Source organism: Agrobacterium salinitolerans (genome assembly GCF_027498475.1).
Taxonomy (GTDB): Bacteria; Pseudomonadota; Alphaproteobacteria; order Rhizobiales; family Rhizobiaceae; genus Agrobacterium; species Agrobacterium salinitolerans.
Window position 1 is genome coordinate 441,076 of record NZ_JAPZLN010000004.1, and the last position, 14,812, is coordinate 455,887.

Annotated in this window: 16 protein-coding genes; 7 read left to right on the top strand and 9 right to left on the bottom strand. The window is 57.0% G+C overall.

Features of this window, described 5'->3' with window-relative positions:
- Positions 1 to 74: 74 nt before the first annotated feature.
- Both O9X91_RS17225 and O9X91_RS17230 read right to left on the bottom strand, forming a co-directional pair.
- Positions 75 to 1,202, bottom strand: coding sequence for a DUF262 domain-containing protein (locus O9X91_RS17225; protein ID WP_269834337.1), 1,128 nt, complete (start codon positions 1,200 to 1,202; stop codon positions 75 to 77).
- Positions 1,199 to 1,804: a hypothetical protein gene (locus tag O9X91_RS17230; protein ID WP_269834338.1), complete on the bottom strand. Its 606-nt coding sequence runs from the start codon at positions 1,802 to 1,804 to the stop codon at positions 1,199 to 1,201. Before O9X91_RS17230 ends, O9X91_RS17225 begins: the two co-directional genes overlap by 4 nt.
- A 140-nt stretch (positions 1,805 to 1,944) precedes the next feature.
- Between O9X91_RS17230 and O9X91_RS17235 the strand changes: the two genes are divergently transcribed.
- The 7 genes from O9X91_RS17235 to O9X91_RS17265 all read left to right on the top strand — a co-directional run bounded on the left by O9X91_RS17235 (position 1,945) and on the right by O9X91_RS17265 (position 6,823).
- Complete coding sequence (locus O9X91_RS17235; RefSeq protein ID WP_269834339.1) at positions 1,945 to 2,817, top strand: NaeI family type II restriction endonuclease; 873 nt, start codon at positions 1,945 to 1,947, stop codon at positions 2,815 to 2,817.
- A gap of 882 nt (positions 2,818 to 3,699) precedes the next feature.
- The gene (locus tag O9X91_RS17240) at positions 3,700 to 4,743 is read left to right on the top strand and encodes a hypothetical protein (protein WP_269834340.1); all 1,044 of its coding nucleotides are present in this window, start codon (positions 3,700 to 3,702) and stop codon (positions 4,741 to 4,743) included.
- Between the two features lie 611 nt (positions 4,744 to 5,354).
- Positions 5,355 to 5,630 (top strand): hypothetical protein, encoded by a 276-nt coding sequence (locus O9X91_RS17245; protein WP_269834341.1) that lies wholly within the window; start codon positions 5,355 to 5,357, stop codon positions 5,628 to 5,630.
- Positions 5,631 to 5,649: 19 nt separating this feature from the next.
- Positions 5,650 to 5,832, top strand: a complete 183-nt coding sequence (locus tag O9X91_RS17250) for a hypothetical protein (protein WP_269834342.1) — start codon at positions 5,650 to 5,652, stop codon at positions 5,830 to 5,832.
- A 2-nt stretch (positions 5,833 to 5,834) separates the two neighbouring features.
- Positions 5,835 to 6,080 carry a hypothetical protein gene (locus O9X91_RS17255; protein WP_269834343.1) on the top strand — a complete coding sequence of 82 codons (246 nt, stop codon included), beginning with the start codon at positions 5,835 to 5,837 and terminating at the stop codon, positions 6,078 to 6,080.
- Positions 6,081 to 6,168: 88 nt separating this feature from the next.
- Positions 6,169 to 6,498: a hypothetical protein gene (locus O9X91_RS17260; RefSeq protein WP_269834344.1), complete on the top strand. Its 330-nt coding sequence runs from the start codon at positions 6,169 to 6,171 to the stop codon at positions 6,496 to 6,498.
- Between the two features lie 4 nt (positions 6,499 to 6,502).
- On the top strand, positions 6,503 to 6,823 hold the full coding sequence (locus tag O9X91_RS17265; protein ID WP_269834345.1) for a hypothetical protein: 321 nt from the start codon (positions 6,503 to 6,505) through the stop codon (positions 6,821 to 6,823).
- Between the two features lie 12 nt (positions 6,824 to 6,835).
- Here the strand turns inward: O9X91_RS17265 and O9X91_RS17270 are convergent, their stop codons facing one another.
- From O9X91_RS17270 to O9X91_RS17300, 7 genes are all read right to left on the bottom strand, one after another.
- Entirely contained in the window at positions 6,836 to 9,262 is a 2,427-nt protein-coding gene (locus tag O9X91_RS17270) for an SIR2 family protein (RefSeq protein WP_269834346.1), read from the bottom strand.
- A gap of 117 nt (positions 9,263 to 9,379) precedes the next feature.
- Positions 9,380 to 9,724 (bottom strand): hypothetical protein, encoded by a 345-nt coding sequence (locus O9X91_RS17275; protein WP_269834347.1) that lies wholly within the window; start codon positions 9,722 to 9,724, stop codon positions 9,380 to 9,382.
- Positions 9,725 to 9,950: 226 nt separating this feature from the next.
- Positions 9,951 to 10,184, bottom strand: a complete 234-nt coding sequence (locus O9X91_RS17280; protein ID WP_269834348.1) for a hypothetical protein — start codon at positions 10,182 to 10,184, stop codon at positions 9,951 to 9,953.
- Entirely contained in the window at positions 10,181 to 12,148 is a 1,968-nt protein-coding gene (locus O9X91_RS17285; RefSeq protein ID WP_269834349.1) for a DotA/TraY family protein, read from the bottom strand. Before O9X91_RS17285 ends, O9X91_RS17280 begins: the two co-directional genes overlap by 4 nt.
- Positions 12,145 to 12,873 (bottom strand): hypothetical protein, encoded by a 729-nt coding sequence (locus O9X91_RS17290; protein WP_269834350.1) that lies wholly within the window; start codon positions 12,871 to 12,873, stop codon positions 12,145 to 12,147. Before O9X91_RS17290 ends, O9X91_RS17285 begins: the two co-directional genes overlap by 4 nt.
- Complete coding sequence (locus O9X91_RS17295; RefSeq protein WP_269834351.1) at positions 12,870 to 14,033, bottom strand: plasmid recombination protein; 1,164 nt, start codon at positions 14,031 to 14,033, stop codon at positions 12,870 to 12,872. The genes O9X91_RS17290 and O9X91_RS17295 overlap by 4 nt, the downstream gene beginning before the upstream one ends.
- A 202-nt stretch (positions 14,034 to 14,235) precedes the next feature.
- On the bottom strand, positions 14,236 to 14,565 hold the full coding sequence (locus O9X91_RS17300; protein WP_269834352.1) for a hypothetical protein: 330 nt from the start codon (positions 14,563 to 14,565) through the stop codon (positions 14,236 to 14,238).
- Positions 14,566 to 14,812 lie beyond the last annotated feature (247 nt).

Here is a 14,812-nt window from a genome sequence, read left to right on the forward strand (position 1 = left end):
CGCAAGATAGCCGTCAGCATCACCTCCCACTTAGAAGATGATGCCAACGGGCGTCGACTCACCGATCGAGAGCATCAGGCGTCGATGATTTCTTCTTCACCTTGTCCCTGATCAGGAGCGGGTGCTGCTTCAGGCAAGTACGCCCCAGTTTCCAGAAAACGCCGCAGTACTGCGATGCGCCTAGTTCGATTATATCGCTTTTGAACGCCTTCGGTCGTCAAACGACGATACTCCGCAGCAGCTTGTTCAACAGGCGTGCCGTAGACTTTGTCAGGCTCCACGGCGAAGTACGCATCGACAAAGGCCTTGAACCGCAGGTGCACATCCTGATTGGCGACGTCCTTCGGCATCTGATCGCAGACGATCATGAGGGAATACAGGTGGACTTTGGAGCGAAGGAATTTTTTCAGTTCTTCATCAACGCCGACAACGTCGAGCGCTGCTTTGGCAAGCGCCAGAACGGCCTTCTCGTCCTCAACCCGTTCGGTATAGGTTTCGTTATATGCGTCATAGATTCTGTTGATGTTGGACTGGCTAAGTTCTTCGCTGACGCCGCGGCGAAGATAGATCAGAATGCTACTCACAAACTGGATGTCCCGCATGCGCCGAATTTCGGGTTCGGCAAACAGCTTGTTTTCAAGCCAGAGGGGATCGTCGGCAATCGTTTCTGCTGCCTCTAAGAACTGTCCGCTGAATTCTGCATGCCTCAGTTCCTGCGGGTTCAGCGTCATATTGGTGCTATTGAGACGCAAGAACATCTTGGTAATCTCGGACCGCGGAACTGCCGAAGAGATAAATTTAATATGGAATTTGTATTTCCAGATTATCGCCTTCTGCTCAGGAGTTAATTCAAAGAACTTTTTGTCCGCAAAAGATGCGTCTTGATAGTCTTTGTTTAAAGACGTCTTCCTCAACTTGTATTCATTGTTAATGAATCCGACGACCGAGCGAATACGTTGCTGGCCGTCTATGATGCTATATTTCGAATCCCCTGTGTCCGGGTCGGTGTCCGTTTGCCATAGATAAATCTCAGGGATAGGAAAGCCGGCCAACATCGTTTCAATGAGGCGGATGCGGTGCTTAGGTAGCCAAACAAACTGCCGTTGGAACGAGTCGTCCACGAAAAGGAGCTTCCTTTCGAAATGGTCCTTGATCCATTTCACGTCTCGGCCTTCGTAACTGGTGTGGTCGGCGATATTCAAGCAATTGCTCCCCGTTCTAAGTCTGACTTGATCTTCTGGATACCATGAATGTGGTAAAGTTCGACCGCTTCCCAATTTTGGTAAATGCGGAAGTTTATTTCCGAGAACAAGTAAAAGTTCTTTTCCAAATCCCTGCGTAGTGGACCCAGGCGCTTTTCCATATCGCGAAGTTCCTGGCTTGTTTGAGGGAGTTGTTTAAAGCTTACGAATTGTCGAAAAACATCCCGTCTCACGTTTGTACTTTTAAACTCGGCATCAAAATAGTGTAACCGAATGTAAACGTTCCATAACGAGTGGAATTGACCAGGTGACACTATAACAACGTCAATGTCAGACTCGGTATTGTAGAGCCTGAAATCGTTGTTTGGGTTTAAGCTGTAGCCAGTCTTTCCGGAGCCGATGAGGCAAACGTTGTGCCTCGATACTTCGAAGTGAGAAGCGATCTGTTCTTTGAATCTGTCGTACATTCGTGAGGCGGTTGCCTCGTCCTGATCGCGGCTAAAGACGTATGCCTGATTGCTAAATATCACATTTTGATAAAAATCAGCCGCTGCCGAAGTCCGCAGTTGGTCACGGAACTCTTCTTTCGAAATCCAACCCATTTTTACCCTCAGACCACCTCCGCTCCTGACTATCTGTTTCACCTAAAAGGTGCAACAGTCACTTTTCCAACTTGCCGATCCACATGACGCTCCCACGGGAGTTAACGTTGCGCTAACCATACCCGCCGATAGTCGGCGGCATGTCACACAGACCGCTCGATTCGTCACATCCGGATTACGCGACGCTCGCGCCGCTGGTGGAAACCATTCTTGCTCAAGCCGGCGGGTTCGACAGTTTTGCCGAGAACGTACCCCCCCTTCTTCGCAAGGCTATTGACGAAGTCATCGATGCTCCGCGAACCGATCGATTCACCATCGACCAGGCGGAGAAGACCGAGAAGACCTATCTCGGGACGAAGATCGAAATTTTCATCAGACGCTTCCTCAAATTGTCGAAGGGCAAGACGCTCGACCTCCTTGTTAACGGCGTGGAGGTTGATATCAAGAACACAACTGCCAGAGACTGGATGGTTCCCCGCGAAAGTGTGGGGAGACCTGCGATGGTCATCAGGACCAACGAGAAAAAGGCCCTGTGCGACGTTGGGCTCGTGGTGTTCCACAAACACTATCTCGGATTGAGCGAAAACCAGGACAAGAAGGGGCGGCTGACCGCTGCCAATCGTGTACATATCTGGTGGATTCTCAATGAGTTTCCCTACCCTCCGAATTTCTGGGAAGTCTTGCCTAAAAAACAGCGTGAAGAGATCGTCAATGCCGGCAGCCCAAACTCGATGGTCGCAAAGCTCTTCGAGGTCATGCAACGAATTCCGATATCCCGGACACAGATCGAAGTAGTCGCTAAACAGCACGACTACATGAGACGTCTACGTAAGGGCGGCGGTGCTCGGGACATTCTGACCACGAAGGGAATAGCAGTACTGTCTGGCATCTACGACAAGAAGCTGATCAACGCGCTGGGCCTCGGCCCAGCGACAAGTGAAGAGTTTATTTCGGTAACACCGAAAGATGCTGCCGAAACCGCGTTGCTACGAGCGGCGGGGCATATCGACTGATGCGGCGATCCCAATCAACCGCCAGTACGACACCGACGCTACCCGTGGGACCCGCTATCGGCGCTTGACCGATGCGCGGTATCGACCGACCATGAAAAAACCGCCATCACAGGGCTCGCAACCCTCCGGCGGTTTTCTCAAGGAATGTTCGATAATGATGAACGATCTTGAAATTGTTGTAAAGCCGCCGTTGACGGCTGAGTGACCGCCGGGCTGGGACATACCCCAGCCAAGCCAACGTCACCCCCAACCCTCAGACTCAAATTTGTTGACAACCTCTTCGCTGACAAGGGGGTTACGTTCGATTCATATAGTGAGGGCCAGGCGCGTGTCCGCGCTGCCGTTGACATATCGATCCCCACCGCAGCAGCTTCGGATTACGCACTTGCACGGAGCATGGTTGCGGCTTCCGTGGCGCGGGCCCGCGCCCGTATCGCCGAAGGCGATGAGCAAGCCGAAGGCGCGCAGGTAAGGCCCAGAAAGGGCCGCCTCGGGAGTGGAGGAGCTACGGTTCCGCATCGCGGGAACGGAGTTTCTACGCTCCCGCGCCAGGTTACCCAAGCCTCTCTTCCTGGATCATCTACGGTAAAGCGATGGAGCCTCCTGTCCAAAATCCAACGGCTCTGCCGGCCCGCCGAAGAAGGTGCTCGCGGCCCCGCCGTCGTCGGCTGCGGTATGCCAGGACACGACGCCACCAGCGTCAACATCCACCTCCGCACCGGAGCCGAAACTGGCGAGATACGCGCAGGCGTTTCCGGCATCTTCCGATGTGGCTCGCCGTGGCTCTGCCCCGTCTGTGCCACGAAGAAAGCTCACGACCGAGCCGAACGTGTTCAGGCTGCTGCCGATGCCACGTTCAAGCGCGGAGGTCGCGCGGCTCTCGTGGTCCTTACCGCATCCCACTCGCTCGACATGTCGCTTGCCGACATCAAGGGTCTCGTGGCAACCGCCTCCAGCACCGCCCGGAAGGGCCGCGCCTGGACGAAGGCAATCAGGGATTACGGTATTCTCGGCGTCGTCGTCGGCCAGGAAGTGACGTATAGCGTGGCGAACGGCTGGCACTACCATCAGCACCTTTCCGTTATGGTGGACGGCCCCGACGGCGAGGGTGCCGAGTTCTACGAGTTTCCCGACGCATACGAGCGCGCCGAAGCGGCTGGCGCTTGGATCGCCAGGGCCTACGCCGAGCAAGTCCGCGCCAGAGGCGGCAAAGTTTCTGATCGGCACGGTTGGCATGTCCGGGTTGCGCGGGATGCCGTCGACGCAAGCGATTATACAGCCAAGGGCAGCATGGCGTGGGAGATCGCTGGAGGCCATAAAGACCAGACCAAGGCCGAGACGTCGCTGACACCGTGGGATATCGCCATAGCCGCGGCGGACGGCGACACCGCCATGTTCGCCCGCTGGCGGGAATACATGGAAACCATGCCCGGAACGCGCTCTTGCGTCGTCTCCGCCGCGCTCGCCAAAAAGCTCGACATTCCCTCGCTGGCCGGCGACGGTGAAGGTGGCGAGCAGGTGTTGCACGATACCGACGAAGTCGTCGGCCGTGTCGAAGCGCCCATGTGGCGCGTCTGGATGCGCCACGGTCTCGCGGCCACCTTCCTGTCACGCGTCGAGTTCGGCGGCGAGGAAGGCTTTGACACCGCGGTGGACGCCACCGAGCAGGACGCCGCGCCGCTCGAAGCCGAGTATCAACGGCTCCGGGCAGAACGTTCCTTCGTCCGTCAGGCCGAGCGGCGCGAGGCGGACCGCGCCGACAGGGATACCGCCTTCGCCAAGGCTTATGCGCTCGACCGTCTACGACGTCTCGCCGATCGTCACGGTTCGAGGGATCGCATCGCGCGCGTGATCGCGGAAGCCGCTGCCGTGTTCCCCGCGGCCCGTCCGCTCGAAGCGGTCGAACTCTACAAGGCGGTGGCCTAAACGGAATGCCGATCCGGGGGCAGTCGGTCCCGGTTCCGGCCGTGCCGGCCGCGCTATGCTGAACCTCCTGCGGCTACCCTAGCTTCCGGTCTCGGCATGCGCGAATTCCCGCGCCCTCCTAGATATCGAGGACCACTATGTTGGGCGCTCCGATACGCTCTTCTTCACCACGGATGCGGTTACCGCATTCGGATGGCCCACGGGTCCATTTTCAAGTCAAACGTGCTGTACAAGGCTCTATATGCGCCCGTACAGCACGTTTGGCCGTTTAGATGGACAAGATACCCCTGAATCCATTTCCCACCCTCACCGCCGAGTCTGCCGGCGTTCTCACTCTATCAACGGCGGTGCCGTCCTGCACTCCGTTGCGGCCCCTGCGGGGTGACTGCCGCTCCGAGCGCCGGCCGTCTTGGAGGCATCGGGACGGGGAGCATCAGAAGACCGCGCTACGCGCGGGTTCGAAGCTCGGCCTGCGGCCCGCATCGAACAAGGAGCACGGCTTTCATCTAAGAATCCTAAAATTCTACCGATCCTGTTAGCTGCCTCTCCGGCACAACTCAACCATGCCGCGTTATTGCCTGGGCTCGATTCTCACGCTGTGATAAAAAGAAATGGTAGTGAAATCAGAGGCGAAAGGCGCTCCGATGCAGATCAGCACGACAACCATTCCGGGATTGACGTTCTCTATTCAAGTCGAGGAGGTTAATCATCGGGACAGCTTCGGGGGGCTCATCTGCTACATTGCCTTGCTCTACAAAGTAGACCCCAAGACGCAGGCCCGACACCTTATCCGGCGCTCGCGCATCCCAGGCGCTGCCGACGACATGAAGCGCGAATTTCAACGTGACGGCATCCAAGCATTCCGTCGCCTCGAAGCCTCAGCCTGAAACACGAGAGGACACGCCAATGCTCGCACTTCGCATCCTGTCCATGCCGATCGCAATGGCAGCCTTCACAACCCTCTACATCGTTGTGACCAAGGCCCCCGAGGCCGTCGAGGCAACGAACATCATCCTCTGGCTCCTGCTGCCAATCGTCCTGATCGCCAATCGGGCCCTGAAGGTTTCAACCTGCAAAATGGAGAACTGAAAATGGAGTTGTATATCATGCCTTGGAAACGCGACGTCGACGTGTACGGCGAAGCCGCAGGAATGATGTGTGACGGTCGAGTGCTCGACCTTGTCGTGACGTATCGTGATGACGGGACGTTCTTTTGGGAAGTCGTAGACGACAATAGCACTAACAAGCGTATTGCATCCGGCACCGCGGCCAGCGCCGCCGAGGCCCGTCGCGCTGCTGAGGCCGCCGGCCGTCGCGCATTCATCCGCGCTGCCTGACAAAATATCTCACAGCGTGATTTTTTTATTTGCCGCCAATCTCACGCCATGAGATCATGGACACAGATCGAAAACACGAGGTAACAGAATGGATTTCAACACTTGGAAAGCCCTCGATCCCGTCGAGGAAATCGCCCATAAGCTCGGCTTTGACGTCAGCTTGTGCGGCAGTTGGGACGACTATGGCAGCCGATTCCGGGCAGCGAACGACAAAGACGTCGGCCATCTGGTCACGCGGGCTGCAGAGATCGCGGACCACCTGCCGGCCGGCGAACTCTCTGTACTGGCAGCGATGCTCCATGCCGCAGACTTCTCCCGCCAGGCCGACACCCTGTGTGGTGGAGCTACGTGGAAAGGACTGGATCGGACTCACGGCGATGACGCCACCGCCGTTGCCCTCGCCATCCTGCGGCGGTAGCACAATGGCCGAAGTCGCACTGGACCACAAGAAGCGTCAAGCAGCGTATGCAGCGAAGAACAGGCGGAAGGACAAAGCCCTCCGCCGCCCCGACGCCCGCGCGATCGCCGATGCCTACATGGCCGCCGTCGAGGGCGGCGGTCTCGAACGCATGATGCGCGTTTACATCGCGAAGCTCGCGCCGGACAGCGACGTGGATGCCCGAACTCGGGATGCCGTGGAACTGGTGCGATCCGTCGCGGTCCTCGTCCTGCTCGAGCGAGGGTACGACCTCGAGCAGATCAAAGAAAAAATTGGTTCGTTATCAGGCAGACATAGTGAATGAGCCTACGCTCATTCAGCTGTAACGTCTTTCAATAAGAACGTTTACGCTGCTCTTTAGGCTATCCCTGCATGGGTCGGTTCCCCAGATAGCTCTCTCACTCGGTGTCAGCGCTTCAAGCTTTTGGACTACCAAGTTGAGCCCGTAGGTCAGCGTCGTGGCCTGAGATTGTGTGAATCCCTGTACTCGTGCCTTAACCATCGCCTCGACCTTCAGGAAAGCCTTGATGACGTGGTTCCTATGATTACCGTCGTCAACCATTTCTCTACATTTCTCCATGGCCTCAATTATCTTATCGAAGCGAGAAACGGCCTCTTCAGCCGGGTTAAAGCGCTCAATATCGCACAACAAGCCAAGGTTGTTGGTGTCCAACTGGTAGAACTTAAAGCCTGGTCGGGCTGATCCTCTCTCATACGCCTCGGCCATATGTGATTCTGCCAAGTCCCAACGCTGTTCATCCTGCCAAAAAATGCAGTATTGTAGCCAGAAAAGGGGCTCTTTTTTCACCAACTCATCTCGACGGCAGCCTTCATACACCTTTTTCACAAGTAGGCGCTTGTCTGGCCCTTTTCCGATCACGCTTTCAATGAAGCTAAATCGGAGGATCGACGAGAGCAGCGCTCGGGCTCGTCGGAACCGTTCGGAATTGTAGTCATCTGACTCGTCTAACCGCCGGGCGGCTTCGCGAGCGAGATTTAGTATTTCGTCGGTGAAGTCCTTTGGCGACACATATTTCTTCAATAGGTGTTCAGAAACCACGGCAGAGTGCGGCTCAATCTGATCAATATCATATCTGAAAAGGTCCCATGCCTTCTCCCCCAGTTCCGTCATGACGGTGTATGGGTCCTCTCCGGTAGCATCCTCAATAAAGCTCGTATCAACCTGCTGGCCGGCAGCCTTAAAGATTGCGCTTGCACATACAACCTTCCTCGCCTCTCTCTTCGAGAGCATCGGCTCGATAATAGACCGCAGCCTTGCAGCAATTTCCGGTTCGTCGAAAGCCGCCAACAAGAAATCGCGGAATTCGAGCCCTTTGTTTATTCGGTCGGATTTGGCCAATGATGACAATCCCGCCTCAGCCAACAGCGAACGCAGTTTTTCAGAATCTCTACCGTCTAATTGGTCAACATTGATTCGCGCGACACTCTTCCCAAGAAGACGGTTCACTTCCTGAAGACGGACCTGAAGCGTGCTCGTCTGCATCTCTACGACGTACCGCGTGCTCGCATGCATACCAGCGAACAAATGGGTATTTGCAACAGCGCTGTCATAGCTCGGGAAAAATACAATGACCTTTTCCATCTTCCCAAGGAACTCTAGGTCTTGAGGTGGAGGCGTGATGTTCTCGCGGATTTCGAAGCAATTCCACCCACTCTGCGTCATAACGATTTTCAGCTCAGTCGCTAAGACAGACTTTCCGTTCCCGATCTTACTATGAATTACCAAGGTGACATTTTCGCTCAGCAAATCGATACAGCGATCAATTGTCTTTTCGCGAAACACGACATATTCGGAACCCGGGGCGGTAGCGCGAACACCTTCAAACCTCAACTTCCCGAATGCGAGCAACTCTTGAATTTCTGCAGAGGTTGGCTTCGAAAGAAGCTTATTGTCCTTTGACAAGTCCACATAGCGAAACGCCTGTAGCTCATTCTCATGCTTGGGGCTCGGCATCACCTTTGAATTGATGAGTCGATCGACGAAGCCTGCCATCTCGAATGAGTGACGAACACCATAGTCTGCAAGTTTCGATGAAGCGACTGGGCTCTTGGCGTTTCTGAGGATGAAATGCCGAACATTTTTCAAGCCTGGATACTTTATCAAGTAGCTCGCAGGTTCGAAATCGTTCAAATCATATCCCAAGAAGAATATGAACTGTGATATCCGGACGTCTCTGTCAAACCATTCCCACCAAGCTGACTTTCTCACCCGTTGCTCAACGTACGATCGCCTAGACAATACTAGCGATTCGTCCACGTTATTAGGCTGACATTTGGCTATAGAGCCATGTAAATGGACTACGGCACCCTGTCTCAGTTGCCGAGGCACATCATCAGCGATATCGAATATGTCGTTGGTGGCGCTTTTCCCTTGCTCCGTCCTGAAGACAGAGACTGAGTTATCGTAGTTCGTTGTATAGATACGTCTCCAGGGCTGAGCCAGAACTGCACGTTGCAACGGTGTTATTGTTCGAATGGTATACAATCCATCCAGGAGTTCATAGAGGTCGGTGCCTTGCGCCAGTGCATAGCCGGCCGCGTCCAGCAAATCCGAGCTGTCGTCCTCATCTAGCTTTGCGAGCTTTTTCACCTCTTTTTCCAAGCCGCGTCCGACAGGTGGATTCCCTCCAGCCTTGTTCAATGCGTCCGCAGAAAAGCCCGCCCCGAGGAACAATACGCATCGGCTCGGATCGAAATTCTTAGGAAATTCACTGGTAGTCATCTGTCCCCCTTGGATGCGCGCTTGCATTTTCGACATCGGTAAATAGTTCACATGGTTACGATGCATTGACGCACTCAATCAAGGGTTTAAATTACGTCCCTGCGTAGCAGTTGACTGTCAGTAAACGACAACTTTGTGCCAGGTCGTGCGGGCCGGCTCCACGTAATCAGCCCCCCGCGACGGGCAGGCTTCTGTTTTGATGGCGACGTCATATGTTCCTCTGCCAGGATTGCCGTAGAGGTTCCCTCCGTTCGGTCCCCCACGACGAAACGCGAAGCCTGCCGGGTATTCAACGGACCAGCGGCCCGCACAATCAGGATGCATGGACACGGACATGGCAATGTCCACCTGCGGGACGCCATAAGCTGCCCGTGCCACGGCGGGAAACCGGAAGGTTTCGGCGCTGGCGTTTCCCGTCGAGATTGCCGCCAGGATGACGGTGACGATTGAAATGGATTTCATTCCGCGCCCTCCCGTTCGTCGGGAAGTCGCCACCACCCGGCACGCGATCCCAAGATGAGAGTCCACGAGATCACGCAGGCGATAGGAAAGAGCACCAAAAAGAGGAGTGATGCCGCGCCAGCCATCCAGAGAGCCCATATCGCGACCCGTCCGATCAGCCCAGAAATCAGCTCATATCTCTCCCAATTAATTACAGATTCTCCCAATATCGATCCGTCCCGGCAGTTCATGCGCCGCCCTCTCTCTTTCCCTCGGCTGAAACATTCGCCGCAGGTTCCACCCAAGCCGCGATACGATCAGGGAGAGACCACACGACACCAAAGGACCAGACGGCGAGGACCTGCAAGGCGCAAAACACCGTTAGCGTGACCAGTGTGGCAGACAGGTGGGGCAATCCCACCAGACCGCAGACCGTCGCTATACTAAGCCCGCCGGCCGTCCAGAATGCCAGTTTCTTCATTTCGATTTCCCTCCCTTTTTCGAAAGCCCAGGAAGAATATTCTTGGGCAACATGCCGCGTCCGGCAACAGTCATCATTCCGCCGAACGCACCAGAGACGAGCCCGGACTCGCCGTAGGACGTGCTTTGACCGGACCAGGCCAGAACACGGTCAGGGAGAGCCCATATCTGACCATACGTCCTCAAGACGACGTACCAGACCATGTAAGTCTGTCCGAAGGTCAGCAGGATGTAACCAGGAAGGCCGACAACATGTCCCCCCGACTGCGCCAGGAAGGCCGTGGCCCACATACGGTCGAGCATTCCGAGGATCGGATTAAACACTCCATACGCCGCGAAGATCGCGAGCATGGCCAATGCTGGACGTAGGAAGATATTAACGATGAAGAGCAGGCCGACCTTGACGCTGTCCCCCGCGAAATCATCGCTGCCGTCCATCTTGAGCCAACGGAGGCACCAGAGCGGCAAGGCAATCATTGCCTCCATCAGGTTGGCCAGCAAGGCAACGCCGGAGACGATCATGAAGACATGCGGCATGAAGGGGATCACGTAAGCTCTGAGCGCGCCGATGATCCAGACGGGGATGATGGCGAACTTCGACCAGTCCAGAAAGTAGTCGACTGCCGCGGCCCCGAAAAACTCAACGATCTGGTTACCTGCGACGCCCGCAATTATACCACCCGCAGCGATAGCAGCGTAAACGCCTGCCATCATCGCGTGGCCGGACGAAATCAGAGAGCCCATTTCATCGCGTGGCTCCCTGTCGTCAGCAGGCTTCGCTGCCCATTCGATGATCGAGCGGGCTACCGGAGCAAGAATCTTCGTGGACGGGTCGGCCGTTTCGTCGCCGGCCGCCGCGAAATCGTTGGCGCTCAGTGCCTGCCGCTCGGCTTCACCTGATACCTGCAATCGCAACGCATCGAACGCTTTCTGGATTACTTCGCCGAAGTCCCCGTCGATACGGGGCGGGGTATCTTCGGGTCGTTCGTTTGTCATCGCGGTCGTGATTTCCGAAACCTGCGCCAGAGTTCTCCAGTACATGCCCGTCGTCAAAAATCCCTCCTGACGGGCACCGTCAACGAGTGCGTCACGGGAGCCGGCCGCGATGGTATTTGCCTCTTCCTTCGCCGCGGCCGTTATTGCACGATCGTAGGCGGCACCCATGGAGCGGATGCGCTGGACTAGATCGGAAGACAGCACATTGGACGTCACCGCCTTTGCCGCTGCGTCCGCCGAGGACAACCCCGAGGTTTCGGCGGCAAGGCGCGCGTATCGGCCAGCCTCCATCCTGAAGACAATCACGAACGCCTTTATTGCCTCACGCCGCGCCTTCGAAAAAGACGGGCGATCGTCGAGAGCGCTAATAGAGAACTGGCCGCACGTCGGACCATAGGCCCAGGTGTGGCGGCGCTCTGACCCGAAGATGCCCGTGCCCGTCTCAGCACCCTCTGGATCGGGCAGACGCGCATTCCAACCCCAAAGGCTTCCCGCCTGATTGTAGACCGACGCGCAGACTTCGTGTCGCAATATCGTCATGGCGATGCTCGACCCGTTCGAGGACGCAGGCGTTATCGTGACGCCCTCCTTGACGACGGCAGTGATCCCCGTGTTCGAAAGGGCATTACCGAGATTTATACCCGGCCGGGCAATGAAGTCGCGCAGAAGGTAATGAACGCTGGAAAACCCCGTTGAAGACACGGGAACCAGAAGCCCTATCGCCAAGACAAACCGGAGAGGCGTCCATATGATATGCCAGCGTTCGCCAAGCGCCTGCCCCGTGCGCGCCGAGGCGACGATGCCCTGCACGGTCTGGTAGGCAATGAGGAGACTGCCGAGGAATGCGAGTGTCGCCGTGAAGACCCGAAGGACGCGGCCGTACATCGTCGTCGCCTCGCTCGGCAACACCGCATTGACGATTTGCCAGGCGATATCGGTTGAAGGTGGTTCCGCGAGCAGATCGATCATTTCGGGCCTCCTTGCATCTTTGGACCCGTTGGGCCGTTCGTTCCGTCCGGGCCGTCAGGCGTGACGTCATTCTTCGCGTCGGCGTCCGAACCGCGCTTGTTGAGGCCGAGCACCTTCCGCTCGGCCTCGGTCAAGACAACGGGGACGACCGGTATGGCCAGTCTTCGTGCGGGTTTCGGTTTCGCCGCCGTTCCCGCCGATCCCGACTTCCCCGCGCTCCCCTTGTCGTCGCCGCTGCTGCCGCTGCTGCCGCTGCTGCCGCTGCTGCCGCTGCTGCCGCTGTTGCCGGAGTTCGCGTCGGCGTCGGTGGAAACAGGCGCGACTTCGAAATCCGCCACGCTCTTGGGTTTGGCCCCGTCAAGGATCGTCTGGCCGATCGCGGCCAGCTCCGGCAGCGTGTGCCAGATCGCCGCGAGCCGAGGCTTTGCGCACGGCTGCATTTCCACGTCGCGGAGGATTTCTCCACGAAGCCGTATGCGTTCTTCCAGCGTCCGCCAGTCTGCCGCATCTCCGCTGGAGGAGAGTTTTTCGAGGTACACGAGCAACGGGGGACACTCCGCTTCAAGGAATGCCTGGCGATGGTATGTCGGACGCCTGCGGTGCAGTAGACACCGATGCACGATGTCCACCGCAGCACCATGGGCCAGATCGAGGTGCAACATACCTATGTCCCAAAGGACCTCGCGCGCCTGCTGCCAAAAAATCTTTTCGCCTGTCGTCATCATGGCGTCATCCCTCCCGGTGTTAGTATCGGAGCCGGCTCGTCCAGTGCCTCCGCAAGCGCTCGCGACAGATTCCGGATTTCCTGCTGCGCGGCGAGCAGGCGTTGCCGCTGTTGGCGGAGCGCATAGCTGGCATCGTTAGCCTTTCGCTCAAACTCGCGGCGTGAGTTTCGCTCTCTGACGGCGACCGCTCTGGCTTTCTCCACGGCAGCCTTCGCCGCGGCGATCTCGGCGGCAGATTCCTGCCGGAAACTCTCACGTAGAGAGGACTCCCGTGCCCCGTCGAGGACAGCGCGAACGGCCCCGCCGACGCCCTTCAGGCGATCCGCCGAAGCTTTCACCTTCGCGGCGTCCGCCCTGATCGCAGCAGCCTTCCGTTTCGTGCTTTCGATGTAGGCGCGGCCCTTCGCTTCTACGACGGCAGCCCGCTCTACGGCCTGCTTGAGTGCCGCAGCCTGCGCCTTCTCCTGATGCCATTGCGCCCGCGTCAGGCGACGCCTCCCGGCACCGATACGGGTAAGGCCGGCGGGAACGGCCACCCGCTGGTGGTAGTCGTCTAACCACTCCCGGAGACCCGCGACGTAGGCGCGGTTTGCGCGCTTATCCAGGGCCTTCTTGTCTTCACCTGGAAGCATTCCACCGTCGATAACGGCGTTCTTCGCAACATAGCCGGCGTGCAGCCGCCCCGCCCGCATCTCCGTGTCGTCGGGAAGCAGGTAGGCATGTACGTGCGGGTGGCTTTCGTCAGTGTGCCGCACGACCGACACGAGCCGATCCCCGTACTGTTCCCGAAGCCAGTCGATCGAGGCCTGCTCCCATTTCTGGACGTCGCGGCGGACGTCGGCGCTGGCGCGGTATTCCTCCATCGTCGCGGGATGGCTGAAGACAACGGCAGCCAGGGTGTTCTGACCCTTCCGGATTGCCTTGAACGTCGTCTTGCCATTCCTGTCCGTCCGCGGTGTCTTCGCCACCGCCGCCCGTTCGTCGTGCAGCGCGCGCAGCGCGTCCACGTCGAGGCCGTACACGACCTCCGGGGGCTTCGGGGATTGGACATGCACCGACGCCGAGGGAACCCGCGTCACCTCATTAAAAATGAAATCCGTAGTTCGTCCCGCCTTGTCGGAACGGGCAAAAATTTCGATGCGGGCGAATTGGTAGGCCATTGCAGGCGCTCGGAGAAATACCCAAAGCGTGCCCGCCGGCGAAGATCAGGACAACAGAAAAGTGTACTATATAGACCGAATATAGCTTATCACTGCGTTCTAAGCATCGGCCATTTCATGGAGACCTGGCAGGGGCCATGTCGCCGCCGGAGCGACGAGGCATCACGTAATTTTACGTGGTGCCACTCGGTTATGTCATCAATCAAGCACCTGGGTTGCCTATTCCACTAGAACTAACCGAAGCTGTAGCCTGAACGGTGGCGCGCTTAAAGGTGCCCGGAACAAAGCGTCCGTATTCGTCAAATACTGCGGTCCCGAAGAAACCTTCCGCGTTGTATAGGTCGACAGTTATTTCACGCTGCCCCGAAGGCATCAAATCGGGGATGGGTTCATCGCGATTTAGTTGATACACAAAATTGTTGGCCTCCTCGTCCCCGTAGGGGCCCAGAAAAATGTCCCCGTTGGCGTAAAACACAAACCATCCGAGGCTTTTTCCGGTGTGATCCAGAAGCTCATCGACATAATATGCCATACTCTCGCAGTACTCCTTATTTAACCACACCAGTTACCAGCAAATTAGTTGACGTTTCATGTCGCGGTCATTTAAAAAACGCGACACACAACATTGGTACACACAACACCAATCCGACGGTTTAAAACACCTTGTTTCCTGAGCTTTTTTGGCGGTTAGGCGGGAGTCCCACCCTCTCCGCCAAGTTGTAATCACTCTCCGCCAGATTACCTGCAAGACCTTGGATTTCCTCGCAAAACCTCTGCTC